The 25,589-nt window shown below is 37.9% G+C and carries 23 protein-coding genes and 1 pseudogene; 17 read left to right on the top strand and 7 right to left on the bottom strand.

Annotated elements, in window-relative coordinates:
* Positions 1-53: 53 nt before the first annotated feature.
* The 3 genes from A7A78_RS04785 to A7A78_RS04775 are packed head-to-tail and all read left to right on the top strand — an operon-like array spanning position 54 to position 2,101.
* Positions 54-1,220: a M28 family peptidase gene (locus tag A7A78_RS04785; protein WP_068761317.1), complete on the top strand. Its 1,167-nt coding sequence runs from the start codon at positions 54-56 to the stop codon at positions 1,218-1,220.
* Between the two features lie 59 nt (positions 1,221-1,279).
* Positions 1,280-1,684, top strand: a complete 405-nt coding sequence (locus tag A7A78_RS04780; protein ID WP_068761316.1) for a hypothetical protein — start codon at positions 1,280-1,282, stop codon at positions 1,682-1,684.
* Between the two features lie 60 nt (positions 1,685-1,744).
* Positions 1,745-2,101 (top strand): hypothetical protein, encoded by a 357-nt coding sequence (locus A7A78_RS04775; protein ID WP_068761315.1) that lies wholly within the window; start codon positions 1,745-1,747, stop codon positions 2,099-2,101.
* Positions 2,102-2,199: 98 nt separating this feature from the next.
* Here the strand turns inward: A7A78_RS04775 and A7A78_RS04770 are convergent, their stop codons facing one another.
* Together A7A78_RS04770 and A7A78_RS04765 are read right to left on the bottom strand one after the other, a co-directional pair.
* A complete protein-coding gene (locus A7A78_RS04770) occupies positions 2,200-3,585 on the bottom strand; it encodes a M16 family metallopeptidase (protein ID WP_068761314.1) in 1,386 nt (461 codons plus the stop codon).
* A 1-nt stretch (position 3,586) separates the two neighbouring features.
* On the bottom strand, positions 3,587-4,975 hold the full coding sequence (locus A7A78_RS04765; RefSeq protein WP_068761313.1) for a M16 family metallopeptidase: 1,389 nt from the start codon (positions 4,973-4,975) through the stop codon (positions 3,587-3,589).
* Positions 4,976-5,115: 140 nt separating this feature from the next.
* On the opposite strand from A7A78_RS04765, the gene A7A78_RS04760 reads away from it, so the two are divergent.
* The 11 genes from A7A78_RS04760 (at position 5,116) to A7A78_RS04710 (ending at position 19,301) form a co-directional block, all read left to right on the top strand.
* Complete coding sequence (locus A7A78_RS04760) at positions 5,116-5,553, top strand: hypothetical protein (protein WP_068761312.1); 438 nt, start codon at positions 5,116-5,118, stop codon at positions 5,551-5,553.
* Between the two features lie 131 nt (positions 5,554-5,684).
* The gene (locus tag A7A78_RS04755; RefSeq protein ID WP_068761311.1) at positions 5,685-7,889 is read left to right on the top strand and encodes a RelA/SpoT family protein; all 2,205 of its coding nucleotides are present in this window, start codon (positions 5,685-5,687) and stop codon (positions 7,887-7,889) included.
* A 27-nt stretch (positions 7,890-7,916) separates the two neighbouring features.
* A complete protein-coding gene (locus A7A78_RS04750) occupies positions 7,917-8,387 on the top strand; it encodes a Fur family transcriptional regulator (RefSeq protein WP_068761310.1) in 471 nt (156 codons plus the stop codon).
* A 6-nt stretch (positions 8,388-8,393) separates the two neighbouring features.
* A complete protein-coding gene (locus A7A78_RS04745) occupies positions 8,394-9,665 on the top strand; it encodes an adenylosuccinate synthase (protein ID WP_068761309.1) in 1,272 nt (423 codons plus the stop codon).
* Positions 9,666-9,694: 29 nt separating this feature from the next.
* Positions 9,695-11,467 (top strand): OstA-like protein, encoded by a 1,773-nt coding sequence (locus A7A78_RS04740; RefSeq protein WP_068761308.1) that lies wholly within the window; start codon positions 9,695-9,697, stop codon positions 11,465-11,467.
* 70 nt (positions 11,468-11,537) lie between these two features.
* Entirely contained in the window at positions 11,538-12,716 is a 1,179-nt protein-coding gene (locus A7A78_RS04735) for an aspartate aminotransferase family protein (protein WP_068761307.1), read from the top strand.
* A 146-nt stretch (positions 12,717-12,862) separates the two neighbouring features.
* Positions 12,863-14,263, top strand: coding sequence for a tetratricopeptide repeat protein (locus tag A7A78_RS04730; protein WP_068761306.1), 1,401 nt, complete (start codon positions 12,863-12,865; stop codon positions 14,261-14,263).
* Between the two features lie 35 nt (positions 14,264-14,298).
* Positions 14,299-15,276 (top strand): DUF368 domain-containing protein, encoded by a 978-nt coding sequence (locus A7A78_RS04725; RefSeq protein WP_068761305.1) that lies wholly within the window; start codon positions 14,299-14,301, stop codon positions 15,274-15,276.
* 37 nt (positions 15,277-15,313) lie between these two features.
* The gene (locus A7A78_RS04720) at positions 15,314-16,336 is read left to right on the top strand and encodes a DUF368 domain-containing protein (protein WP_068761304.1); all 1,023 of its coding nucleotides are present in this window, start codon (positions 15,314-15,316) and stop codon (positions 16,334-16,336) included.
* Positions 16,329-17,060, top strand: a complete 732-nt coding sequence (locus tag A7A78_RS04715) for a shikimate dehydrogenase family protein (protein WP_068761303.1) — start codon at positions 16,329-16,331, stop codon at positions 17,058-17,060. The genes A7A78_RS04720 and A7A78_RS04715 overlap by 8 nt, the downstream gene beginning before the upstream one ends.
* A 102-nt stretch (positions 17,061-17,162) precedes the next feature.
* The gene (locus A7A78_RS04710) at positions 17,163-19,301 is read left to right on the top strand and encodes a DUF349 domain-containing protein (RefSeq protein ID WP_068761302.1); all 2,139 of its coding nucleotides are present in this window, start codon (positions 17,163-17,165) and stop codon (positions 19,299-19,301) included.
* Between the two features lie 58 nt (positions 19,302-19,359).
* Here the strand turns inward: A7A78_RS04710 and mazG are convergent, their stop codons facing one another.
* The 4 genes and pseudogenes from mazG to ruvX form a co-directional block, all read right to left on the bottom strand.
* Positions 19,360-20,136 carry a nucleoside triphosphate pyrophosphohydrolase gene (mazG, locus tag A7A78_RS04705; RefSeq protein WP_068761301.1) on the bottom strand — a complete coding sequence of 259 codons (777 nt, stop codon included), beginning with the start codon at positions 20,134-20,136 and terminating at the stop codon, positions 19,360-19,362.
* A 243-nt stretch (positions 20,137-20,379) separates the two neighbouring features.
* A pseudogene (locus A7A78_RS04700) lies at positions 20,380-20,799 on the bottom strand (DUF5606 family protein); the annotation flags it as partial.
* Between the two features lie 65 nt (positions 20,800-20,864).
* Positions 20,865-21,455 carry a peptide deformylase gene (def, locus tag A7A78_RS04695; RefSeq protein ID WP_068761299.1) on the bottom strand — a complete coding sequence of 197 codons (591 nt, stop codon included), beginning with the start codon at positions 21,453-21,455 and terminating at the stop codon, positions 20,865-20,867.
* A 4-nt stretch (positions 21,456-21,459) separates the two neighbouring features.
* The gene (gene ruvX, locus A7A78_RS04690; RefSeq protein WP_068761298.1) at positions 21,460-21,870 is read right to left on the bottom strand and encodes a Holliday junction resolvase RuvX; all 411 of its coding nucleotides are present in this window, start codon (positions 21,868-21,870) and stop codon (positions 21,460-21,462) included.
* A gap of 165 nt (positions 21,871-22,035) precedes the next feature.
* On the opposite strand from ruvX, the gene A7A78_RS04685 reads away from it, so the two are divergent.
* Positions 22,036-22,851, top strand: a complete 816-nt coding sequence (locus tag A7A78_RS04685; protein ID WP_068761297.1) for a 2,3,4,5-tetrahydropyridine-2,6-dicarboxylate N-succinyltransferase — start codon at positions 22,036-22,038, stop codon at positions 22,849-22,851.
* A gap of 281 nt (positions 22,852-23,132) precedes the next feature.
* Here the strand turns inward: A7A78_RS04685 and A7A78_RS04680 are convergent, their stop codons facing one another.
* Positions 23,133-23,885: a lipopolysaccharide kinase InaA family protein gene (locus A7A78_RS04680; RefSeq protein WP_068761296.1), complete on the bottom strand. Its 753-nt coding sequence runs from the start codon at positions 23,883-23,885 to the stop codon at positions 23,133-23,135.
* 48 nt (positions 23,886-23,933) lie between these two features.
* Between A7A78_RS04680 and A7A78_RS04675 the strand changes: the two genes are divergently transcribed.
* Both A7A78_RS04675 and A7A78_RS04670 read left to right on the top strand, forming a co-directional pair.
* Positions 23,934-25,028 carry a glycosyltransferase family 9 protein gene (locus tag A7A78_RS04675; RefSeq protein WP_068761295.1) on the top strand — a complete coding sequence of 365 codons (1,095 nt, stop codon included), beginning with the start codon at positions 23,934-23,936 and terminating at the stop codon, positions 25,026-25,028.
* Complete coding sequence (locus A7A78_RS04670; RefSeq protein ID WP_068761294.1) at positions 25,003-25,587, top strand: class I SAM-dependent methyltransferase; 585 nt, start codon at positions 25,003-25,005, stop codon at positions 25,585-25,587. The genes A7A78_RS04675 and A7A78_RS04670 overlap by 26 nt, the downstream gene beginning before the upstream one ends.
* Positions 25,588-25,589: the final 2 nt, after the last annotated feature.

Below are 25,589 nucleotides of genomic sequence, written 5' to 3'. Positions count from 1 at the left end.
TTTTTCCCATTTTCAATCAAAAAGCAATACTTTCACAAAAAATAAATTTTTCGATGAATTCATTTCCCAAATTAGCAGTTTTACTTTGTCTTTTTACATTTTTAAGTACCAATTCACAGGTTTACAACCCGTATTATGATGGAATTGTTCAAAACGTTTCCGCCTCTAACCTTCTCGATGATTTAGAAACACTAGTTGATTTTGGAGTAAAAGAACCCGGAAGCAGCGAAATTGAAGACGCCAAAGATTGGATAATTCAACGTTACCAAAGCCTGGGGTACACAGCTATTGAAACACAGGATTTCAATGTTTCTGGGCAAACAACTTCCAATATCATCATTACAAAAACTGGTAGTGTTTATCCAAATACCTTTCTAATAATTGACGGCCATTACGATACCATAAACGGTCCCGGTGCCAACGATAACGGTAGCGGAACCGTGCTGATACTGGAACTTGCAAGATTGCTGAAAGATGTAGATACCGAATACTCCATCAAATTTATCCACTTTAGTGGCGAGGAAGAAGGGCTGATTGGCAGTGATTATTACGTAACCCATACCGTAAACCCACAAAATTTGGACATCAAATTGGTTTTAAATATAGATGAAGTTGGCGGGGTTGCTGGAATGAACAATAATACTATTGTTTGCGAGCGTGATGAAGATTCGCCGCCTAGCTCTAACAATGCCCCATCGGCACAGGCAACTCAGGAAATGGCGAACTGTTTTGGGCTGTATTCAAATTTGCAGACCCAAATTTCAAACGCTTATGCTTCTGATTATATTCCTTTTGAAAATAATGGCGAAGTGATTACCGGTTTATACGAAGCCAACGAATCGCCCTATCCGCATTCACCAAACGATATTATTGAAAATATGGACCCAGAGTATGTTTTTGAAGTTACCAAAGGTGCTTTGGGTTCGGCATTACATTTTGCGGTTGCGCGTGAACCACTTGGAGTTTCGGAAAACAGTTTTGCATCAACTATTGTTTTTTATCCAAATCCTTCGAACGGAAAATTTACGATAGATTTAAACTCATTTCCCGAAGAAAATATTGAGCTCACAGTTTTTGATGTTTTGGGAAAAATAGTTTATAAAACTACATTGAAGAATGAAAACAATACTTTGGATTTAAGCTTTTTACAGGCGGGAATTTATGAAGGAGTTTTTAAAAATGGTGAGAATTTGGTTACTAAAAAGATTGTTTTGAATTAAATATATAATAGGAATGAATGCAATTGTTGTATTTAATCGCATGTTTTGCTTAATGTAAAATGACATACTTCGAAAACATAAAAAATAGTCTAAAATCCCATTTTGAGAAAATCAAAGAAATTGGATTAAGAGAAGATTTACCAAAAAAAGTAATCGAACACATCGATAGAACTTCTGAAATTTTAAATGAAATTGAGGGAAATAAACCTGAAAATTATAGAATGCTAATTGAATATTTAAATTATGAAAGCAGACGATTTGGCTGGTCTTTTCCTGAAAATCCGGAAGAAGAAAAATGTGAAACAGATTATTGGAAACTAAATGACTTAATTAAAAAAATAGTAAAAAGTATGACAATTACTGAACGCTTATACTTTTTTGGCTATTTAGATGAATATGAGAATTTAAAACCTATTCAAAAATCAGAAAGGGATAATATTGAAGTGAAGTTATTTATGAAATAAAAAACACTAAGCACAACAAAAAACTGAGGAAAAACAGCTTAAAAAAATTTATACAAACCTATGGAACAACCAGAATTCTTAGAAAAAAATGTATTTACTGATCTGAAAAACTTGAATAAAGAAGCTGACAAAGCCACCGTTCACTATTTTTCTGAGTCAGATTTTGATACTGTTCTTCAACGCGTAGAGCATTTCGGGATTGGAGTTTATAAAATTGAAACAAGGTTAAACGGCAAAGTTTCGGAAATTGTCGCTCACGACGATTTCAAAAAAAAAGCCACCGACCCAAAGTGGTACAAAAAAGCATTTTTAACATCTAAATCCCGCCAACCCGGACTTTCGTATTCCGCGACCTATAAAGTTTCCAATAAACTTTTAGCGAAAAACACTGTTTCGGACAACGAAGAGTCAAACTAAACAAAACAATCCTTCTCAAATTAATTTTTAACTGGAAAATAAAAAAAAGCCCAACTCTCGTTGGGCTTTTCATTTTTAACAAAAATCAAACTAATTAATTATTGTTCCTTTTTTGCGGGCTGCGCAATGGTTTCCTTTACTTGGTCTTTTATTTTTTCCTTATCGCCCACCACGATTAGCGTCATTTTATCTGGCTGAATATATTTTTTCGCCATTTCCTGAACCTGTTGCGGGGTTACTGCATTTATGTTTTTCACTTGGTTCACCAAAAACGATTCATCCAAATTGTGGACATTCAAGAAATTCAACTGATTGATAATTCCATAAGGCGTAGAATTTTGCAAAACGTAAAGTCCGGATTTGTAATTCTTCATTCCGTCCAATTCCGCTTTGCTTGGCGCTTCGGTCTGCAAGCGCACAATTTCCTTTTTAATTTCGTCAATGGATGCACCTGTAAATTCGGTAGTTACATCGGCACTTTCATACCAAAGTCCGCTTTTGTAATTGGCCACCAATGCACTACCCGGAGAATAAGTATAGCCCTTGTCTTCACGAATATTACTGGTTATTCGCGATCCGAACGAACCGCCCAAAAGCGTGTTCATAACATCCAGCGGAATATAATCCTTGCTTGAAGGGTCAGCCACCGGAAGCCCATAATAAATGGTAGATTGCGGCGCACCGGGACGATCGATTATTTTTATCTTTCCATTGGATTGTGCTTGGGCAATAGGGTAATTTTCCTTTGGCCCCTTGCGCCAATCGCCCAGTTGGCTTTTTACAATTGCTTTCACTTTTTCAGCATCAAAATTCCCTACTACGTAAATTGTTGTTCTTTGTGCGCCAAAGTTGGCATCGTAAAAAGATTTTACATCCTCTAATGTATAGGAATCCACTTGTTCCGAAGTTGGGTAAAGCCTTCCGTAGGGATGATTGGGATATACTTCAGCAAAGAAATCTTTTCTAGCTTGCGAGCCCGGAGTGGACAATGAAACCGTAAGATTTCGTTTCATATTATTTTTAAGACGGTCCAATTCGCTTTGTGGCAATTTTGGGTTTTCCAAAACATCTGCAAGTATTTTTAAAGCATCGGGAGCAAATTCAGAAAGCACACTGGCGCTTAAAGAAGTGTTGTGCGAGCTTACGCCAATATTAAGGTTTCCGCCCATTCCGGCAAGTTTATCCTTTACCGAATAATCCGCAGTACTGCCTTCCTTCATCAAATCTCCCAACAAATCCGCAAGCCAAACTTGATCTTTGGTCTCGTTGATATTTCCCGTTTTTAAGGTGATGCTTATGGTTGCTTTCGGGATACTTCCGTAGGGAACCATAACCAATTGCAGGCCATTGTCAAAATCCACAACTTCTTTTTGCGGAAGGTTAAAATCTTTTGGGGCAGCGCCCTTTGGTGGTTCCTGTTTTTGCGCGATGCTTGGCACGGCGATTAACAAGGCTATTAAAAATGTATATATTGAAGTTTTCATTTTAGTTTGTTTTTTCGTTGTTTGCCAAAAGTGGGTTTACTACCAAAATGGTACGGTTTGTCTTTCTCAAATATTCTGAAATGGTCTTTTTCACAATTTCCGGTGTCACTTTTTTAAATTCGTCTTCCAAAGTGTTTATGCGGGAAGGGTCGTCGTCAAAAAGTGCAAAACTGCAAAGCAAATCAGCACGGCCAAAACCAAAATTCCCGCCCAAATCATCATATAATTGCGAGCGCATTTTCACAATGGCATTATCGATCATTTCTTGGTTTACTTTAGTTGAAAGCCCATCAATCACTTCATCAACCGCATCCATCACTTGCTTTTTTGAAGTTTCGGTATCATAAGTTACGTCAAACATCAGTTGCATTGGGCCATTGTAATTGAACATATTCCCCAAATAATTGATGCCTCCACTCACGTATGAAGTATATCCTTTTTCATCCACCAATTTTTTCTGAAGCAGCGCATTGTCACCTTGGATTAAAATCTGGTCCAAAAGACCCATCGCGTAATATTCGGGCGTATTTCGCGTAGGCATATGATACGCAACAGCCAATGCTGGCTTGTTTGCCAAAGAATCATTTTTAGTGAACTCTTTTTCCTTTTCCTGTCGTGGTTCAGAAATATCCGGCTTCGCAGGGATCTGTACAGCAGGAATCCCACCGAAATATTTCTCTATCCACGCTTTTGCTTCGCCCATTTCAAAGTCACCAACAACGGAAATTGCAGCATTGTTTGGCGCATAATAGGTTTTAAAGAAGCTTTCCACGTCCTCCAAATTTGCAGCGTCCAAATCTTTTAAATCCCCGTAAAAGTTGTGGGCGTTATACCAATTGGTGTTCGCATACTGTGGCATATCAAGCCACGGGAAACCGCCGTAGGGTTGGTTTAAAACATTTACGCGCACTTCATTTTTTACTACTCCCTGTTGATTTGTAAGATTATCTTGTGTAATGTCAAGCCCCTTCATTCTGTCCGCCTCTGCCCAAAGCATGGTTTCCAGTTTATTTGAAGGAACGATTTCAAAATAATTAGTAAAATCAAAACGAGTGGAACCATTTAAAATCCCACCGTTTTGTTGAACAAGTTTAATAAATTCCATCTTGCCCAAATTCTGGGAACCTTGAAACATCATATGCTCAAAAAGATGCGCAAAACCCGTACGATTCTTTGGTTCAATGCGGAAACCTATATTGTAATAGGCAGCAACAATAACCGTTGGCGAAGATTTATCCTGTGATAGAACTACTTTAAGGCCATTGTCCAGTTTGTAATATTCCACAGGCACGTTAAACTCCGTGGTTTTCGATTTTTGTGCGTTATTTTTTTGGCCAAACCCAACAATTCCGGTTGCCAAAAACAAAAGCAGCAGCAGTTTGTTTTTCATAGATGGTGGTTTTTTGTTAAGAAAAATAAAGATAATGTAATCTAATAGACCTTCTATTGATAAAAATGTTACAGAAATTTTAAACTATTACATAAGGTCTTTTTTTGGTAGATTGCGGATATATAGCAGAAGTATAAATTATGAACATAACAATAATCATAATTGGAATAATCATTTTTATATTCGTTATTCTCGGATATATTCAAAATGAACGTGATAAAAACCGTTTGCAGAAATTAAATATAAGTCGACCAAATCTTACCCGAACTGAATTTATAAACCGACTTGTAAAAAGCGGATTTGATATGCAACATGTTGAAGTTGTTTATGACGAAATCCGAGATTTTATTCGCGTAAATAATTTCTCAATTTATCCCGAAGATGATATTCATAAAATATACGGAATTAAGGATTTAGACGATATTGAATTGATTTATAGAATTTGTAAAAAACTAAATTTAAGAAAACCAGAACAGAAAGATTGTGATAAACTGAATAAAGAAATGAAAAAATTTAACGCAGAATATATTTTGACTCTGACTAAAAATTTAATTGAATCAAAAAATTCTCCAACATAGAAATGGGATAAAAGAAATAATCTTCTTCATAAATTTTACTTCGCTTTCCCTTCATTTTAAATTGACCCACCTCCTAACCCACCCCATTAATTTTCTTGCCAATTAAATTACTTATCAGTACTTTTAGGTTTATGACAGAAGCCGCTCTAGAAGAAGAGAAAAAAGAAATTGCCAAGCACTACAAACAGTTGCTAAAGATCAGTTATCGCACCCTTAGCAAGGAAGATAAAAAACTGATTCGCAGTGCTTTTGACCTTGCCGTTGATGCTCACAAAGAGCAGCGCCGCAAGAGTGGCGAGGCCTATATTTTTCACCCCATTGCCGTTGCAAAAATTGTAGCCTCAGAGATTGGTTTGGACGCAACTTCAATCGCCGCTGCGCTTTTGCACGATGTGGTTGAGGACACAACCTATTCTTTAGAAGATATTGAACGTATGTTCGGCACTCCGGTAATGCGCATTGTGGATGGGCTTACCAAAATTGCCCATATCAATATGTCCGAGGACGTTTCGATGCAAGCTGAAAACTTCCGAAAAATGTTGCTTACGCTGAATGAGGACATTCGTGTAATCATCATAAAAATCGCGGACCGATTGCACAATATGCAAACAATGGACAGCATGCCGCCGGATAAACAGCGAAAAATAGCTTCGGAAACGCTTTATATTTACGCACCCCTCGCCCACCGCATAGGGCTTTACAACATAAAAACCGAACTTGAGGATTTGGGCTTAAAATTCACCGAACCGGAAGTTTATGGAGATATTTTGAGTCGAATAAAGGAAAGCAAGGAAGAGCAGGACGCCTATATTGAAGCATTTAACAAAGTGATAAAAGATTCATTGGATGCAGAGGAATTACAATATGAAATAAAAGGCCGACCAAAATCAATTTTTTCAATCCGCAGAAAAATGCTCGCGCAAAATGTGAGCTTTGATGAGGTTTATGACAAATTTGCGGTGCGAATTATTTATAAAAGCACACCCGAAAACGAAAAATTCTTCGCTTGGAAAATCTATTCTATTGTTACGGACCATTTTCGCCCAAACCCGATACGCCTTCGCGATTGGATTTCTTCCCCGAAATCAACTGGTTACGAAGCTTTGCACATTACTGTAATGGGACCAAAAGGGCGTTGGGTTGAAGTACAGATTCGCAGCGAAAGGATGAACGAAATTGCTGAAAAAGGTTTCGCGGCGCATTACAAATATAAAAACAAGGAAAAAGACGACGGCGGACTTGAAAACTGGCTGAACAAACTGCAGGACACGCTTGAAAATTCAGAAATTAGCGCAGTAGATTTTGTTGAGGAATTTAAATTGAACCTTTACGCAAAGGAGATTTTTGTCTTCACACCAAAAGGCGATTTGTATTCCCTTCCAAAAGGCGCAACAGCATTGGATTTCGCTTTTCACATTCACACAGAAATCGGGATGCACACACGTGGCACCAAAGTGAACGGAAAACTGGTTCCTTTGAGCCACGAACTTAAAAGTGGCGACCAGGTGGAAATAATTACTTCGGAAAACGCAAAGCCTACTGCCAACTGGCTTAACTATGCCACAACAGGACGTGCGCGCTCCAAAATTAAATCTTCCCTTAAAGATGAAAAGAAGCAACTTGCAGAAGAAGGAAAACAGATCCTGGCCCGAAAACTTAAATCTTTAAAAATAAATCTAGACGAAAGTACGGTGAACCAACTGGTTGTTTTTTTTAAAGTGAAAACAAGTTTAGATTTATATTATCGCGTGGGTGCTGGAATTATTGACAACCAAAAGCTAAAGGATTTTGCCGCTTCGCGAAGCAATGCATTTATAAGTTTCTTCAAAAACAGAATCCGAAAGCCGGATAAACCCGAAGATGTACATAAAGAAGAAATAACCGAAAAGTTTGACCAGCTTGTATTTGGGAAAAACGAGGATAAGCTGGAATATAAAATGGCAAACTGCTGCAATCCAATTCCGGGTGACGATGTTTTTGGTTTTGTTACGGTTAACGAAGGCATCAAAGTTCACAAAACAAATTGCCCGAATGCGCTGCAACTTCAGAGCAATTACAGTTATAGAATTATGCCTGCCAAATGGATTGATTCTACGCAGCGGGAGTTTAAGGCCAATTTGGAAATTTCGGGTATTGACACCATAGGTTTGGTAAACGGCGTTACAAAAGTAATATCAAACAACCTTCATATAGATATGAAGAGTGTTCACTTTGACAGTAATGACGGTGTTTTCACAGGAAAAATTGTGGTGGTTGTAAAAAACAAATCCATTCTTAATAACCTGGTTGAAAACATCAAAAAAATAAACGGAATTGATAAAGTTACCAGAGTGTAAAATTTGAGTAACTTTGCAACCTTAATTATGAGTTCAAAAACAGATATAAACAATCAGGCAATTGTAAAGAACGTTTTCACGGGTTTTCTTGAGGAAAAAGGACACCGTAAAACGCCGGAACGCTATGCCATTCTTCAGGAAATTTATGATCACGACGACCATTTCGATATTGAATCGTTGTATATAAATATGAAGAATAAAAACTATCGCGTTAGCCGTGCCACGCTTTACAACACTATTGAATTGCTTTTGGAATGTGGTTTGGTGCGCAAACACCAGTTTGGGCAAAACCAAGCACATTACGAAAAATCATATTTTGACCGCAACCACGATCACGTAATCCTTTCCAACGGAGAAGTGATTGAGTTTTGCGACCCCCGAATACAAAGCATCAAAAAAACCATCGAAGAAGTTTTCGATATTGAAATAACCAACCATTCACTTTATTTCTACGGAAATAAAAAATCCGCCAAAAACGTTAAGGCGGACAATTCTTAAAATATTATGGCAGTAGACTTACTACTTGGATTACAATGGGGCGACGAAGGCAAAGGAAAAATTGTTGACGTACTCACAAAGAACTATGACATAATCGCGCGTTTTCAAGGCGGTCCAAATGCAGGCCACACCTTGGAATTTGACGGAATAAAACACGTTTTAAGAACAATTCCCTCTGGAATTTTTCACAAAAATTCCGTGAACATTATCGGAAACGGCGTTGTTATTGACCCAGTAGTTTTTGTGAAAGAATTGGAAGCGCTGGAAAAATTCAATATAGATTTTAAGAAAAACCTAATCGTTTCAAGAAAAGCACACGTTATTTTGCCAACGCACCGTTTGCTTGACGCGGCTTCGGAAGCTTCAAAAGGAAAGGCAAAAATCGGTTCTACTTTAAAAGGAATTGGTCCAACTTATATGGACAAAACCGGTAGAAACGGAATTCGTATTGGCGATTTGGAGTTGGAAAATTGGCAGGATAAATACCGCGCTTTGGCTGACAAACACGAGGCGATGATAGCTTTTTATAATGTGGATGTTCAATATGATTTGGCAGATTTAGAAGCAGAATTTTTTGCAGCTGTTGAGGCATTGAAAACCCTTACTTTTATTGATAGCGAGGAATATTTGCACCAAGCACAGAAAGATGGAAAAACTATTTTGGCTGAAGGTGCACAGGGTTCATTGTTAGATATTGATTTCGGGACTTATCCTTTTGTAACATCCTCAAACACAACTGCAGCGGGAGCTTGCACAGGTTTGGGTGTGCCGCCGAACAAGGTAAAAGATGTCTTCGGAATTTTTAAAGCATATACAACCCGTGTTGGAAGTGGCCCCTTCCCCACTGAACTTTTTGACGAGGACGGTGAAAAAATGGCGAAAGTTGGAAACGAATTTGGAGCCGTAACAGGCCGCCCACGTCGTTGTGGTTGGTTGGATTTGGTTGCATTAAAATATGCTGTTCAAGTGAACGGAGTTACCCAACTAATAATGATGAAGGCTGATGTTTTAAGTGGTTTTGAAAAATTAAAGGTTTGTACTGCATATAATTACAAAGGCGAAACAATTCACCATTTACCGTATAATATTGAAGCCGAAAACGTAACGCCAATCTTTACAGAAATGAAAGGCTGGAAGGCAGATTTAACCAAAATGAGCGAAGCTTCCCAATTGCCACAGGCTTTGAATGACTATATCGATTTTCTTGAAAAAGAATTGGAAGTGCCAATCAAAATCGTTTCCGTAGGGCCAGACAGAAAGCAGACTATTCATCGGTAATCAATTTTTTGTTGATATTTTCGTTGCTAATGATAAATAAATCTTTTTTGAAAATATCATCTTTCATAGTTGTTTGCGTTTTTCTTTTCTTCGGAATAAATGTTTCCGCACAGGAAAAACAAAAAGTCGATATACAATCGGGTTATCTTGAATTGCGACCCGAGTTCCCAGACGCTGCCATTTATACCAAAGACGAAACCGGACAGGTTTATATTGTCCATGAAGGCATTGAAATGTGGTGCGATCAAGCTTTTGTTTATTTGAAAAGCAACTTTGTAAAAGCCTACGGAAAAGTAAGGATTATGCAGGGCGACACTGTTTCAATGGACAGCAAATATGCCGAATACAACGGAAACACGCAGTTTGCCTTTGCCAGCGGCGATGTGGTTTTAACCGAGCCAAAAACAACCCTTACAACGGATACACTTTATTTCGACAGAATAAAACAGCAAGCCTATTACAGGACTGGCGGAACCGTTCGTGACACGGCGAGCGTTTTGACCAGCCGTTCCGGGCGATATTTTGCGGAAACGAAAAAATATCAGTTTCTTCAAAATGTAAAAATCGTTAACCCAAAATATGTTGTAAACAGCAACCAACTCGATTTTTATTCGGAAACGGGGGCGGCCTATCTTTACGGCCCTTCCACAATTGTAAGCGAAACCAGCACTGTTTATTGCGAACGGGGTTATTATGACACTCGCGGCGACACGGGCTATTTTGTGAAAAACTCAAAAATAGATTACGAAAACAGAACCCTTTACGGCGATAGTATTTATTTTGACCGAAACAAAAGTTTTGCTTCCGCCACCAACAATATTAGGGTTTTGGACACAATTAATAAAAGTGTAGTTCGGGGCCATTATGCCGAAGTTTTTAGGGAAAAAGATTCGGTATTTATTACAAAACGGGCTGTTGCGATTACCGTTCGGGATAATGATTCCATTTATGTTCACGCAGATACGCTGCAAATTACTGGAAAGCCGGAACATAGAATTATGAAAGGTTTTTACAAAGCGAGGCTTTTTAAACCGGGAAAAGTTGGTGACGATCCCACCAGTGGAAAATGTGATTCCATTTATGTGAATGAAAAACGCGGAATTACGAAATTACTTCGAAACCCCGTGCTTTGGAGCGGTGAAAACCAAATGATCGGTGATACAATCCACATTCTTTCAGACACGATTACCGATAAACTTGACACCCTCAAAGTTTTCAATAATGCTTTTTTGGTGCAAAAAGATAGTTTTGGATATAACCAAGTAAAGGGCGAACGGCTCATTGGACTCTTCACAAACAATGAATTGGACACTGTAAACATCAATAAAAATGCACAGGTAATTTATTATCCTCGAAATGATAATGACGAATTAATTGGTATAAATAATACCCGCTCCAGTTCCATCCAAATGTATTTGGAAGAACAGCAAATCACAGGAATCCGTTTTATTAAAAAGGCCGAAGGAAAACTCTATCCGCCATCAATGTTTCCGGAAAACGCGAGGATTCTTCCCGGTTTTCAATGGCGGGGCGAGGAACGATTGTATTCAGTGGAAGATTTATTTAAAGGGAAACCCGCCCCCGTGCTTCCAAAAATAACCGGAATACCACTTCCAAAAGACGAAGGACAATTTTTTGAGGATATTCCCGAAGATGAAATTGAACTGCCCGAAGAATCAAAATTAAGTCCGAAAGATCTGCAAAATAGGCCCGACGACCCCCAACCCGAAACTTTGGAAAGCGAAGCGAAACGGGATTCAATTCAGCAGAAACAAAATGATTCCCTTCCAAACAATAATTAATAGTGTCCGTTCGAGCGCAGTCGAGAACTTCATTGAGGTTTCGACTGCGCTCAACCTGACAGCGAACTAAATGAAAAACGATTTCTACAAATACCAAGCGCAAACCACCCCTCACCCTTTGGCGTTAGAAATTTCGCACGCCGAAGGAAGTTATATTTATGACACATCGGGCAAAAAGCATCTGGATTTTGTAGCTGGTGTTTCGGCTTGTACGCTTGGCCATTGCCATCCGCGAGTTGTTTCAGCTATTAAAAATCAGGTTGATAAATATTTGCACGTAATGGTTTATGGCGAATATATTCAGGAGCCTGCCGTGGAATTGGCAAAGTTGCTTTCAGAAAATCTTCCAAAAAATTTAAACACCACTTATTTGGTAAACAGTGGTACCGAAGCCATTGAAGGTTCATTAAAACTAGCTCGTCGCGCAACGGGAAGAACGCAGATTCTTTATGCAAATAATGCTTATCACGGCAATACTATGGGCTCTATGAGCGTGATGGGCTTTGAGGAGCGTAAAAATGCTTTCAAACCTTTGGTACCGGATTGTTTCCCTGTAGATTTCAATAATGAGCAAGATCTTCAAAAAATAACTTCGGAAACAGCGGCCATTATTTTGGAAACTATTCAAGGAGGCGCTGGCTTTATCCAGCCGGAAAATGATTATTTAAAAAAAGTGCGCCAGCGCTGCGATGAAACTGGAACACTTCTGATTTTGGACGAAATACAACCCGGTTTTGGACGCACCGGAAAACTCTTCGCCTTTGAACATTTCGGAATTGTACCAGATATTTTGGTAATGGGAAAAGGAATGGGCGGCGGTTTGCCGATTGGTGCTTTTACAGCTTCACACGAAGTTATGGCCCTGTTACAGGACAATCCAAAACTTGGACATATTACCACTTTTGGCGGAAATCCCGTGATTGCGGCTGCCGCTTTGGCAACACTTCAGGAATTGACGGAGACTGACATTATTCAGCAAACGCTGGAAAAGGAAAAACTTTTCAGAAATCTTTTAAAACATCCGTTAATAAAGGAAGTACGCGGAAGAGGTTTGATGCTCGCAGCAATGCTGGAAACTCCTGAAATCGCTTCTCAAGTTATCCTCGCTTGCAAAGAGGAAGGCTTGATACTTTTTTGGCTACTTTTTGAAGGGCGTGCACTCCGCATTACACCACCACTAACAATCAGCAATGACGAAATTGCAGAAGGATGCAAATTGCTTCAAATCGTGTTAAATAGAGTCAAATGAGGTCAATTTCGCGCAACCCCTTTATTAATAGGAATTTAAGCGCTACCTTTCTGTTGATAAGTCCGTTAACAACAAAGACGGCATAACTATTGAACTTATTTATACATTATTATCTTTAAAATAGAAGAAACCGTTAAACCGTGCGTATGCAATTAAGTTCAAACGAGCATAACAACTTCTCGCTGGAAAGATTCGAATCTATGCTGAAAACCAACAGCGTTCTTTTTTTCGACTCAGAGGAATTTGAAGAGATAGTTCACCACTATCTTGAAAACGGAAAAATTGCACTGGCCAAAAAGGCTACAAAGTTAGGTCTTGAGCAACATCCGTCTTCCACAAATTTGAAGCTTTTCCAAATAGAAATGTACATTTTTGAAAACCAATTGGACATCGCCGATGAACTCTTGGACGAACTCTACCAATTGGAACAGAGCAACGAGGAAATCTACATTCAAAAAGCAAACATTTTTTCGCGTCGCGATAAACACAAAGAAGCCATCACGCTTTTGGAGCAAGCTCTGGAAATAACCGATGATGAAGCAGACGTACTGTCATTATTGGGAATGGAGTATCTTTTTATAGAAGATTACGAAAATGCCAAATACTATTTTATGAAGTGTTTGGAAGAAGATGAAGAGGATTATTCCGCGCTTTACAACATTATTTACTGCTTCGAATATCTTGACGAATATGAAGCGGCAATAGATTATTTGAATGATTTTCTAAACAAAAATCCTTATTGCGAAGTAGCTTGGCATCAAGTGGGCAAGCAATATTACGAGCTTAAAGATTACAAAAAAGCCCTTGCGGCATTTGATTTCGCAATAATTAGTGATGATAGTTTTATTGGCGCATACCTTGAAAAAGGAAAGGTGCTGGAAAAAATGAAAAAATATGAAGAAGCTATTGAAAGCTACTCCATCACTTTAGGCTTGGACGATCCAACTTCCTATGCATTGTTGCGCATCGGAAAATGTTATGAAAAACTTGGAAATGCTGAAATGGCTATACAATTTTTTACAAAATGTGTAGAAGAAGATTCCCTGCTGGACAAAGGCTGGATAGCTATTACCGATTTTTATTATAAAAGCAAACAATTTCAAAAAGCGCTTTATTATATAGAAAAAGCAATAAATATTGACAGCGAAAACGTGCTTTATTGGAAACGATATGCGAAAATAAACAACCGGTTAAATCTTTTTGAGGAAGCTGAAGTTGGCTACAGAAAAGCCTTGGAATTGGGCAATTATGAAATGGAATCTTGGCTAACACGGGGTGATATTCTTATCAATTTAGGCGAATATGAAGCTGCCGTAAACAATTTTAACCAAGCATTGGAATTTTACCCAGAAAACGCTGAAGTTGAGTATCGTCTATCTGGACTATATTATACTTTGAGTGAAACTGACAAAGGGGCTTTCCATTTAAAAAATGCCTTAAAATCTGAGCCAGAATATGTTATGATAATCGAGGAACTCTTCCCTTTAGTTTTTGAAATGAAAAACGTAAAGGAAATAATAGGGCAGCACAAAAATCCTTCGCTTTAATTTCTGTATTTTTGGGGTTTTAGCAAATTAAATCTATGCCTCAAAGAAATTTTCTCCAATATTTAATAGTAACCGCAAAAGGACTTGCAATGGGTGCTGCGGATGTTGTGCCCGGAGTTTCAGGCGGAACAATTGCCTTCATCTCTGGAATTTACGAAGAGCTTATTGAAACCATTCACAACATTGATCTAGGCTTCTTCAAAATCTGGAAGAAGGAAGGTTTTTCAAAAGCTTGGAAACATTATAATCTTTCTTTTTTACTGGCGCTTTTTTCAGGGGTTTTTATAAGTATCATCTCGCTTGCAAAACTTATAACCTGGCTTTTGGAAGTCTATCCCATAATGGTTTGGTCCTTTTTCTTTGGGTTGGTAATCGCCAGTATTGTGTATGTTGGCAAACAAATAACTAATTGGAGGTTGGGTGTAATTGTCGCATTAATTATCGCTTCCCTGCTTTCTTACTTAATCACAATTGCAGACCCCATCGGGTCTCCGGAAAGTACTTGGTTTCTTTTTCTAGCTGGTTTTATCGCTATAATCGCGATGATACTTCCGGGAATTTCAGGTGCATTCATTCTTTTACTTTTGGGTGCTTACACTGCTGTTATTGGCATTGTAACCCAATTGGGTGAAGGAATTACCACTTTAAACAGCTCGTTGTTTTTAAGCGCACTAGGCAAGCTTTTAATTTTTGGAATCGGTGCAGTTTTAGGTTTAAAAATGTTTTCGCGAGTCTTGAACTGGATGTTTAAGCATCATAAAAATTTAACACTTGCTGTACTTACGGGTTTTATGATTGGTGCCCTCAACAAAATATGGCCATGGAAAGAGGTTTTGCAGTATAGAATGAACCACGCTGGGGAACAAATCCCGTTTATTGAAAGAAGTATTCTTCCACAAAATTACGATGGAAATCCACAAATTTTATATGCCATAATATTTGCCATCATTGGTTTTTTAACAATTTTCTTGTTGGAAATGATTGCAGTGAAGAAGAAAACCCCAAACACATAAAAGCGAATAATCTTGAATTTTAAATCCTGAATTAACAGTGTACGAAAACCGCTCCTTTTCCGATAAACTTTGGCTCGTTCTGAAAGGTCTTGGAATGGGCGCAGCCAATAAGGTTCCCGGAGTTTCAGGCGGAGTTGTGGCTTTTGTTGCAGGATTTTATGAAGAGTTTATTTATTCACTTCAAAAAATAAATAGGAAAGCTTTTAAACTACTCATTGGCAGACGCTATAAAAGTTTGTACCGTTATACCAATGGTCAATTCCTCAGTTTGTTGATTTTGGGAATGGTAATCAGTTATTTTAGCATTTCAAAATTGCTGGATTATCTGATTGTACATTATGAACTCTACGTTTGGAGTGCCTTTTTCGGAATGATAATCGGCTCCATTTACTTTATAGCAAAAGATTTCGGCGATTGGAACCGAAAATATGTTGCCTATCTTCTTTGCGGAATAATTGCAGGTGTGGCCATTAGTTTTTTGGAACCCGCGAAGGAAAACAGCAATCTCTTTTTTGTGTTTTTCTGCGGAATTATAAGCGTTTCGGGAATGACGCTGCCCGGGCTTTCGGGCTCTTTCATATTGATACTTTTTGGCAATTATGTTTTGCTTTTGGTAGATTCGGTAAACGCACTTTTTGATACGTTTGCAAATATTTTTCAGTGGGATTTCAGTTGGATTCATGACCCCGAACGCATAGAACTTTTAAAAGTCTTGGCCGTTTTTTCTTTGGGTTCTTTGGTTGGTCTTGTTTCGCTTTCGCATCTTTTGGCGTATGTTTTAAAGCGTTTTAAAAAGGCAACTTATGCAGTAATCATTGGGTTTATTGCAGGTTCATTGGGTGTGGTTTGGCCTTGGAAAGAAAAAAAATATTCCCTTGACGCATTGGGCCAAATCCGTTTTGATGCCAATGGCAGGGAAATTATTACAGGCTATAATCGTTTTTTTCCTTCAGAGTTTGGGATGGAAACCACGTTAGCCATTGTGTTTATTATTGTTGGCATCTTTATCGTTTTGAGCTTGGATTGGTACGATAATTTTAAAAAGAAACAACGTGTCTAAATTCGGGTTGATAGGGAAAAACATAGATTACTCTTTTTCGAAAACATATTTTTCCGAAAAATTTGAAAGGGAAAACCTATTCCATTCCTATGAAAATTTTGATATTCCTTCCATTGAACAATTCCCAAAAATAATTTCCGAAACCCCTAATTTAAAAGGGTTAAACGTTACTATTCCCTACAAAGAAGAAGTAATTAGGTTTCTAAATGATTTGGATGAAACTGCCCAAAAAATTGGCGCCGTAAACACCATCAAAATTTCTGAAAACGGAAAACTTAAAGGTTTCAATACAGATTTTTACGGTTTTCAAAAATCGATTGAAAATTTTTTTCCGTTAAAGAAAAAAACCGCGCTTATTTTAGGCTCTGGGGGCGCTTCAAAAGCAATAGCCTATGCTTTGGAAAATTTGGGTTTCGATTTTAAGTTTGTTAGCCGAAAGGATAATTCAAATTCAATTAATTACCAATCCTTAAACCAAGCATTAATTGAAAACCATTTATTAATTGTTAATTGCACGCCCTTGGGAACCTTTCCAAATATCCACGAATATCCCCCAATTCCTTATGCGTTTATTACAGAAAACCATCTTTTATTCGATTTGATTTACAATCCTGCCGAAACCGAATTTTTAAAACAGGGGAAAATTCAAGGGGCAAAAACAGCCAACGGACTGAAAATGTTGGAATTACAAGCAGAAAAAGCTTGGGAAATCTGGAATTCATAAAATTCACCCAAAAACTTTCAAAAAAACGCTGTGTGCTTTGCCAATTGCGCAGTTGTTAGTATCTTGACCCTCCAAGAAAAACGAACCTAAACATTGAAACAAATGTCTGACGAAAAATTGCCGCAGGAAGAAAACGAAAAAGAAATTCCAACAACCGATACTGCTGAAGATGTGAATTCCGCTTCGGAAATCGAAACCGAAACCGAAACTGAACACGAAAGCGTGGTTGAGAATTCTTCGGAAGAAAATTCCGCTTCGGAAATCGAAAACGAAAGCGTAGCTGGGAATGATGTAGAAAAAAACACTTCTGAAGAAAACGCCGTGGAAGAAGCGATGCTTGCCGAAAAGGAATCTGTGAAGGAAAAAGAAAATATTGAGGCAACTTCAAATGAAAAGATTGAAGCTTCTGATGACGATCCATCCTCCGCTAAAGCTTCGGATGACGATGGAGAACTGGGCGAAGATGAAGAAGAAGTGAAATCTTCAGAAGACGAAGAAGAGGAAGATCACGAAAATGAGGCACAAAAAGACTACAGTACACTTTCTGAAAAAGAATTGGTTGCAGAGCTTGAAAGATTGCTAAAAACCAAGAAAATTCAGGAACTAAAACACGACGTTGAAGAGATACGTTCTGAATTTAACAGTAAATTCAACGAAGAACTTGAGCACAAAAAAGAGGAATTTCTTGCGGAAGGTGGCAATATTATTGACTTCCACTACACTACCCCATTAAAAAAGGAATTCAATTCGCTTTATTTCGACTACAAAGAAAAGCGGAACAACCATTATAAAAATCTTAAAAAAGATTTACAATCCAATCTCGATAAACGTTGGGAATTAATTGAAGAGTTAAAAGGGCTTTTAAGTGCCGAGGAAAATATAAATACAACCTATAAGCATTTTAAGGAAATTCAAGAAAAATGGCATGTTGCGGGGGCAATTCCGCGCGATAAATACAACACTGTTTGGAATACCTACCATCATCACGTTGAGAATTTTTACGATTTTCTGCATTTAAACAGGGAGTTCCGGGATTTAGATTTCAAACACAATCTGGATAGCAAGCTAAAACTTATTACCCGCGCAGAGGAGCTAACGCAGGAAGAAGATATAAACAAAGCATTCCGCGAGCTTCAAATGTTGCATAAAATGTGGAAAGAAGATATTGGGCCTGTTGCAAAGGAATATCGCGATGAAGTTTGGGACAAATTCAGCGATGCGACTAAGGTAATCCACGACAAGCGCCAAGAGCAACTTCAGAGTCTTGAAAAGGATTTTGAAATCAATTATGAAACAAAAAAACAATTGGTTGAAGAAATCAAGAAAACCACTGAGGAAATAAAACCGTCCCATCAAGCTTGGCAAAACGGCATCAAAAAAATACAGGAACTTCGCGATACTTTCTTTAACACAGGCCGCGTTCCACGTGCAAACAACAAAGAAATTTGGAAAGCCTTTAAAGATGCTACCGGCAATTTTAACCATCAAAAAAACAATTTTTATAAAAACCAGAAAAAGGAACAGTACACTAACCTTGAGAAAAAAAGGGAGCTTATAAAAATTGCCGAAGAAAACAAGGACAGTGAAGATTTTGACGCTACAACTGCTTTGATGAAAAAAATTCAAGACGATTGGAAAAACATTGGGCACGTACCGAGAAAAGATAGCGACAAGATTTGGAAACAGTTTAAAAAAGCCTGTAATCATTATTTTGACAGACTTCACGCACAGAAAAATGAGGCCAACAAAGAAGAGATGGTCCATTTTGAAACCAAACAAGCAATGCTTGATAAATTAGCTTCTTTTGAATTAAGCGGCGACCATAAAGCCGATGTGAAAGCTATAAAAGAGCATATAACTTCTTGGAAAAATATTGGTCGTGTTCCTTATAACAAACGCCAGATTGAACAGAAATTCAACAAGACATTGGATGGTCTATTTTCAAAACTCGATTTGGGGAAAAAGGAAACAGAACTTATAAAATTCGACAATAAGTTGAATACTCTCGTAAACAGGGAAGATGATCGCAAACTTCAAAACGAACATTTCTTTATTTCGAAAAAGATTGATGAAACCAAGGATGAAATTAGACAGTTGGAGAACAATTTGGGCTTTTTCCATCACGTTGACGAGAACAATCCATTGGTAAAAGAAGTCCATAAAAATATTGAACGCCAAAAAGAGCAGCTTGAAGTTTGGAAGGCAAAACTTTCAAAAATAAAGGAAGTTCGGGAGGATTAAAGCGATTTTAGATTTACGATTTTAGATTTTAGAACTGCATACTGCGACTGAAAACTGATTACTGTAATTTAGCCTCGTTCCAAAAAACATCCATCTCCGCCAACGTCATATCTTTTAAGGATTTGTTCATTTCCATGGCTTTGCCTTCCAAATACTGAAAACGTTTAATAAATTTTTTATTGGTACGCTCCAACGCGTTTTCGGGATTTACTTTTAGAAATCTTGCGTAGTTTATCATCGAGAAAAGCACATCGCCAAATTCGGCTTCTATCTTTTCCTGATTGTTTTCGTTTACTTCGTGCTGTAGTTCACCCAATTCTTCCTGCAATTTTTCAAAAACCTGTTGTGGCTCTTCCCAGTCAAAACCTACTCCGGCAACCTTATCCTGTATTCTACTGGCTTTTACCAAAGCTGGCAACGAATTTGGAACGCCTTCCAAAACACTTTTTTTCCCTTCTTTTAACTTTAAATTTTCCCAGTTTCGTTTCACTTCTTCCTCGTCAGCCACTTTTACGTCCCCATAAATATGCGGATGGCGGGAAATGAGTTTTTTACAAATATTATTGCATACATCAGCAATATCAAAATCATTGGTTTCACTGCCTATTTTTGCATAAAAAACAATGTGTAACAACACATCGCCCAATTCCTTTTTTACTTCGTTTAAATCATTGTCAAGAATAGCGTCGCCCAATTCATAGGTTTCCTCAATGGTTAAATGCCGCAACGTTTCCATGGTCTGCCTTTTGTCCCAAGGGCACTGCTCGCGCAGTTCGTCCATAATGGTTAAAAGTCTATCGAAAGCTTGTAATTGGTCTTTTCTGGAATTTTTCATTGTTTCAAGTTTCAGGTTTCGCTTTTCGCTTTTTAAACGGAAGTAACAAAAAAATCCCGAGAGCAGAAACTTTCGGGATTTTTATTATTCATTAAAATTTGAATATTAGGTTTTGCGGGAAGCTGCATTTTTAGTAGCTCCTCCTTTTTTGGTTGAGGAAGCTTTCGGATTTGCAGTTTTGGGAGCAGCAGCTTTTGGAGCTGTTACTTTTTTAACAGTGGCTTTTTTTGCTTTTTCACCGCCCTCTTTTTCCTCTTCCTTGGTTTCTTCTTTTGCTTCGGAAAAATCGGTCATACCGTTTTTTACAAGCAGATTGTACCATTGCACCACTTTTTTAATATCGCTTGCATACACGCGATCTTCATCATAATCAGGCATAACACCGAAGAAATACTCTTCAAGTTCCTCTTTGGACGCTTTATGGCCAATGGCTTCTTTCCCGCCTTCTTTTTCAGAAATTTTTTCAAAAACTTTACGAAGCGGAACTTCTTCCGTCAAAGTGTATATAGCAATTTCAGAAAGCAAGCTCACGTTGTGGCGCCCACTTACGTTTATGGTTTTTCCGTCCAACAGCGATTCTGCAAGAAAACCTGCGCGGGTCTGGGTTTTTAATTTATAAAGTCCGGGTTTGCCGGCAATGGAAAGCACTTTTTCTAAACTCATAAACTACTTTTAAAATGTTTTAACGGATGCAAATATCTTTGGTTTGGTTTATATAAACAAGCGCCTTAACGTTTCTTTTTTGCATTTGGAAATTTCATCCGGTATTCTATGCTCACTTTTCCTTTGGAAATATTTTCCAACTTGCCTTTTATCAATCGCTTTTTCAACGGGGAAAGCTTATCGGTAAAGAGAACACCTTCAATGTGGTCATATTCATGCTGAATAATTCGCGCTACAATTCCGCTGAAAGATTCTTTATGTTTTTTGAAATTTTCGTCTTCATATTCCATCACAATGTTTGGTTTGCGGAAAACATCCTCGCGCACGTCAGGAATACTCAAACAGCCTTCGTTAAAAGCCCATTCATCACCAGATTCCTCAACAATCCGGGCATTGATGAAAGCTCTTTTAAAAGTAGAAACAAACTTTTGTTCCTCTTCGGAAAGGTCTTCGTCATCTTCAAATGGGGTTGCATCAACTATAAACAGGCGAATGGGAATATTTACCTGCGGTGCGGCAAGACCAATGCCGCGTGCTTCATACATTGTTTCAAACATATTTTCGAGCACCGCATCCAAATTTGGGTATTCTTTGGTTATTTCTTCCGTTTCTTTTCGCAATACGGGATCTCCGTAAGCCACAATAGGTAGTATCATTAATCTATTTATTATATAAAAATTGCTGCAAAATTATCGTCGCACTAATTTCATCAACCAGTGCTTTGTTCTGTCGTTGTTTCTTTTTCAAGCCGCTGTCAATCATTGTCTGAAAAGCCATTTTGCTTGTGTAACGTTCATCAACGCGCTTTACGTTTAAGTCGGGAAAAACTTCGGAAAATTTCTTTAAAAATTTCTGAATTTCTTCTTCAATGTTGGAATGGGTTCCATCTTTCTGTTTTGGTTCGCCCACTAAAACCAACTCCACCTTTTCCGAAGCGATATATTTCTTTAAAAAATCCATCAATTCAAAAGTAGCAACCGTTGTTAAACCTGAAGCAATCAACTGCAGTTCGTCCGTAATGGCGATTCCCGTGCGTTTGTTTCCGTAATCCAGTGCTAAAATTCTTCCCATACCGACTGCAAAAATAAGGGTTTCGGAAATAGTATGCTACAAATGGGCAGTTATTTGGAATTGAGGTTTTATATTTGCTGAATGACGTAAGAGCCAAGAGCCAAGATAAAAAACAATAGCATCCACAGTATCAATAGTATCAACAGAATCAATAGTATCAAAAACATGACCGAACTAAAACAAACCATTGAAAAAGCCTGGGAAGATCGTTCCCTTCTTTCCGAAACCGAAACCATCGTTGCCATTCGCGAAGTGGTAAACCTTTGTGACGAAGGCACCCTGCGTTGCGCAGAACCAACGGCTAATGGCTGGCAAGTAAACGAATGGGTGAAAAAAGCGATCGTGCTCTACTTCCCCATTCAAAAAATGCGCACTTTGGAAGCTGGTATTTTTGAGTATCACGATAAAATTCCACTAAAATCAGGTTATGAAGCTAAGGGAATTCGCGTAGTGCCGAATGCAGTTGCACGTCACGGAGCTTATATTTCTAAAGGCGTTATCTTAATGCCAAGCTATGTAAACATAGGCGCTTATGTAGATGAAGGTACGATGGTGGACACTTGGGCAACCGTGGGCAGTTGTGCTCAGATTGGTAAAAATGTACATTTAAGCGGTGGCGTGGGCATTGGCGGTGTTTTGGAACCTTTGCAAGCAGCGCCGGTTATTATTGAGGACGGTGCTTTTATAGGTTCGCGTTGCATAGTGGTTGAAGGCGTTCGCGTGGGTAAAGAAGCGGTTTTGGGCGCAAATGTTGTGCTTACCGCTTCAACAAAAATTATTGATGTTACGGGTGAAAACCCAGTAGAAATAAAAGGATACGTTCCTGAACGTTCCGTGGTCATTCCCGGAAGTTATACCAAAAAATTCCCTGCAGGCGACTTCCAAGTGCCATGTGCGTTGATTATTGGGGTGCGTAAAGAAAGTACAAATCTTAAAACTTCTTTGAACGATGCTTTGCGGGAGTATGGGGTGGCGGTGTAAGAACTATATCTATTTCGATAAATCAATTTCTAAGAAACATCATAAAAAGTAAGTGTGAAGCTTTAAAAAGTTTTCATAAATATAAATAATGATAAAATAAATAGAATTGAAGCCATTACAATACCTAAAATTTTATCATATCTGGAATATGGAATGCCTTTCTGCCAATGCTTTTTAGAGTGTTCCCATTCATAAAAATATGATAGAAAAATATAAATAGATAATAAAAAAAGTAAAATAGAAAATATCAACATATACTAATTTAATAAAAGCATTATTTGTCAATTTGCTTTCCTTCTCCTAAGTTTCTTACTATTAATCTTCTTCTGAAAAGCCCTACCATAGTGCAGCATCAGCGCATAGGTTCCATCAACAGATTTGTTGTAAAGCTTGGCATATTCCTCCGCCATTACTTTCATCATCGTTTTTGATAGCCAGAGTCTACGGAAGTTGTGCATCCGTGTATTGAAATCCATGGGTTCAAAACGCATGCGGTTTAAGTCAATCAAATAGAATTCGTAGTTATTATTCCCATTGTCCATTATTAGAGTATTTCCAGGGGAATGATCCAAAAAGTTTACACCGTTTTCGTGAAGCTTAAACGTGAATTTCGTAAACTGCTTTAAAATTTCATTACGCTTTTTAAATCTTGGGTTGTGTATTAATTCGCGAAAATCAAAATCATAATTAATGTGTTCGCTCACGTAGAAACTCTCCTTCAATCCTCCCGAAAATGTTTCCAAATACGCCACGGGAAAAGGCGTTTTTATGTCCAGCTCAATCAATTTTGAAGCGTATTCAAAAGAGCGTTTCGCCTTACTTTTCCGAATATGTTGATACACCAAAGCTTGAAAAACGTTCGGAGTCTTGAATTTTTTAATATTGAAAGCAATTCCCTCAAGCTGTACCATTTTTATCACATTGCGCTCGCCTTTGGTAACATATTCCCCTTTTTTGGAAAAATTGTGGAGCACCTCCTTAAGCTTTTCAGCCAAGTGGGAATATTTGGGGTTGATAACAAAATTCTCGCGCATTTATAAAAAAGATACTTTTAAAAAAGGTATTTTGCGAAGGTAATCTATATGAAGAAAATACTCGTAATACAAAACAAAAGAATTGGCGATGTGCTCATAAGCTCCGTTATTGCCAACAATATAAAGAAGGTTTTTCCGCAAAGCGAAGTAACCTATTTTGTTTATGATTACACAACGGGGGTTTTGGAAAACAACCCGAATATTGACCATATTATTTCGGTAAAAGAAAAGGAACTAAAGAAATTTCCGAAGCTTTTACAGACTATTTCAAAAATAAAAAAGGAAAAATACGACATCATTTTTGATCCGTATTCAAAGTTTCAAAGTAGGATGATCTGCCTGTTTTCAAAGGCTGAATACCGAATTGGGCTGAAACGCGCACACAAGGAATTGAAACTTCCGTTTTACACACACCCAATCAGTTTTTTGGAACACCGCTCCAAAAACTGCGGTAAAGCTATTGAAGATAGAATAAATATGATTGCTTCGGTTTTTGATTTAAAAGAACCCGAGTACGCGCCAAAAATATTTTTGACCGAAGAAGAAAAAAAATACAACCGAATCGATTCCCTTCAAAAACCAGTGATTATGCTGGGCATTTTGGGCAGCACGCCCCAAAAATCGATGCCCGATGAATATATGGTTCAAATAATTGATTATATCACTTCAAATTATCACGGCACAATTCTTTTCAATTATGCACCGCATCAAAAAGAAGAAGCGTTGAAAGTATATGAAATATGCAAAAATAAAAGCCAAATCAACCTCGATATTTACGAAGATTCCATCCGCGGATTTATAAAATTGATGAACCAATGTGACCTTTTGGTTTCCAACGAAGGCGGAAGTGTTCACATTACAAAAGCGCTTGAAAAGCCTACGTTCACTATTTATTCGCCTTATGTGAACAAAGAGCATTGGTGCAGTTTTGAGGATGGCGACCAGCACGATTCCATACATTTATTGGAAGAAAAGCCCGATCTTTTCAGCAGTTTTACTTTGGAAGAAAGAAGGCGAATTGAGCAAGATCCGCATTCATTATACAAAGAATTGACCCCAGAAATGATACTTTTTAAACTAAAGCCGTTTTTGGCGCACCATCTTAAAAAAACCAACCATGAATCTACTGGACAAATTTCATAACTGGCGGAGAAAGCAACGATGGGACCGGCAATACAAAACGGGCAGATGGGAAAGTTTAAAGAATGAAATAGAAGCGATCCGTTATTACAAAATAATTGAATTCATACTTCGCTTTTCGCCTAAAAATCCAAGTATTTTGGATATTGGCTGTGGCGATGGATTGCTTACGGAAAGGATGAAGCCAGAAGATTATTCTTACTTTTTGGGTTTGGATTTTTCAAAGGAATCGATAAAACTAGCGTCCAATAAAAATTTGCCCAAGGCTGAATTTCTTGCCGCGGATGCAGTAAAATTTAAGCCAAAACAAAAATTTGATATAATCATTTTCAACGAAGCGTTTTATTACATTCACGAAACCGAAAAACAAAATGTATTGGACCGTATGCTGGCAAATTTAACGGAAGAAGGCATTATTATAACCTCAATTTATCGTGAAGGCCATGGTTGTTGGGAATATTTTGATGAAGACAGCAGGCTTGAAAAATTAGACTTTATAACCGTTACAACCGACGAAGTATTTCGATATTGGAAAATTGGAGTTTATAAAAAGCTAATATAGTT

Source organism: Aequorivita soesokkakensis, from assembly GCF_001641085.1.
Lineage (GTDB): Bacteria > Bacteroidota > Bacteroidia > Flavobacteriales > Flavobacteriaceae > Aequorivita > Aequorivita soesokkakensis.
Note: the sequence above shows the minus strand (reverse complement) of the source record. Positions and strands in the feature narration are given on the sequence as shown.

Coding starts and splice junctions, on each gene's coding strand:
- A7A78_RS04760 (WP_068761312.1), top strand. CDS start 5,116: ATGAACATAACAATAATCATAATTGGAATAATCATTTTTATATTCGTT.
- A7A78_RS04785 (WP_068761317.1), top strand. CDS start 54: ATGAATTCATTTCCCAAATTAGCAGTTTTACTTTGTCTTTTTACATTT.
- A7A78_RS04680 (WP_068761296.1), bottom strand. CDS start 23,885: ATGCGCGAGAATTTTGTTATCAACCCCAAATATTCCCACTTGGCTGAA.
- A7A78_RS04685 (WP_068761297.1), top strand. CDS start 22,036: ATGACCGAACTAAAACAAACCATTGAAAAAGCCTGGGAAGATCGTTCC.
- mazG (WP_068761301.1), bottom strand. CDS start 20,136: ATGAAAAATTCCAGAAAAGACCAATTACAAGCTTTCGATAGACTTTTA.
- A7A78_RS04740 (WP_068761308.1), top strand. CDS start 9,695: ATGATAAATAAATCTTTTTTGAAAATATCATCTTTCATAGTTGTTTGC.
- A7A78_RS04735 (WP_068761307.1), top strand. CDS start 11,538: ATGAAAAACGATTTCTACAAATACCAAGCGCAAACCACCCCTCACCCT.
- A7A78_RS04755 (WP_068761311.1), top strand. CDS start 5,685: ATGACAGAAGCCGCTCTAGAAGAAGAGAAAAAAGAAATTGCCAAGCAC.
- A7A78_RS04745 (WP_068761309.1), top strand. CDS start 8,394: ATGGCAGTAGACTTACTACTTGGATTACAATGGGGCGACGAAGGCAAA.
- A7A78_RS04770 (WP_068761314.1), bottom strand. CDS start 3,585: ATGAAAACTTCAATATATACATTTTTAATAGCCTTGTTAATCGCCGTG.
- A7A78_RS04780 (WP_068761316.1), top strand. CDS start 1,280: ATGACATACTTCGAAAACATAAAAAATAGTCTAAAATCCCATTTTGAG.
- A7A78_RS04775 (WP_068761315.1), top strand. CDS start 1,745: ATGGAACAACCAGAATTCTTAGAAAAAAATGTATTTACTGATCTGAAA.
- A7A78_RS04730 (WP_068761306.1), top strand. CDS start 12,863: ATGCAATTAAGTTCAAACGAGCATAACAACTTCTCGCTGGAAAGATTC.
- A7A78_RS04675 (WP_068761295.1), top strand. CDS start 23,934: ATGAAGAAAATACTCGTAATACAAAACAAAAGAATTGGCGATGTGCTC.
- A7A78_RS04725 (WP_068761305.1), top strand. CDS start 14,299: ATGCCTCAAAGAAATTTTCTCCAATATTTAATAGTAACCGCAAAAGGA.
- A7A78_RS04750 (WP_068761310.1), top strand. CDS start 7,917: ATGAGTTCAAAAACAGATATAAACAATCAGGCAATTGTAAAGAACGTT.
- A7A78_RS04710 (WP_068761302.1), top strand. CDS start 17,163: ATGTCTGACGAAAAATTGCCGCAGGAAGAAAACGAAAAAGAAATTCCA.
- def (WP_068761299.1), bottom strand. CDS start 21,455: ATGATACTACCTATTGTGGCTTACGGAGATCCCGTATTGCGAAAAGAA.
- ruvX (WP_068761298.1), bottom strand. CDS start 21,870: ATGGGAAGAATTTTAGCACTGGATTACGGAAACAAACGCACGGGAATC.
- A7A78_RS04670 (WP_068761294.1), top strand. CDS start 25,003: ATGAATCTACTGGACAAATTTCATAACTGGCGGAGAAAGCAACGATGG.
- A7A78_RS04765 (WP_068761313.1), bottom strand. CDS start 4,975: ATGAAAAACAAACTGCTGCTGCTTTTGTTTTTGGCAACCGGAATTGTT.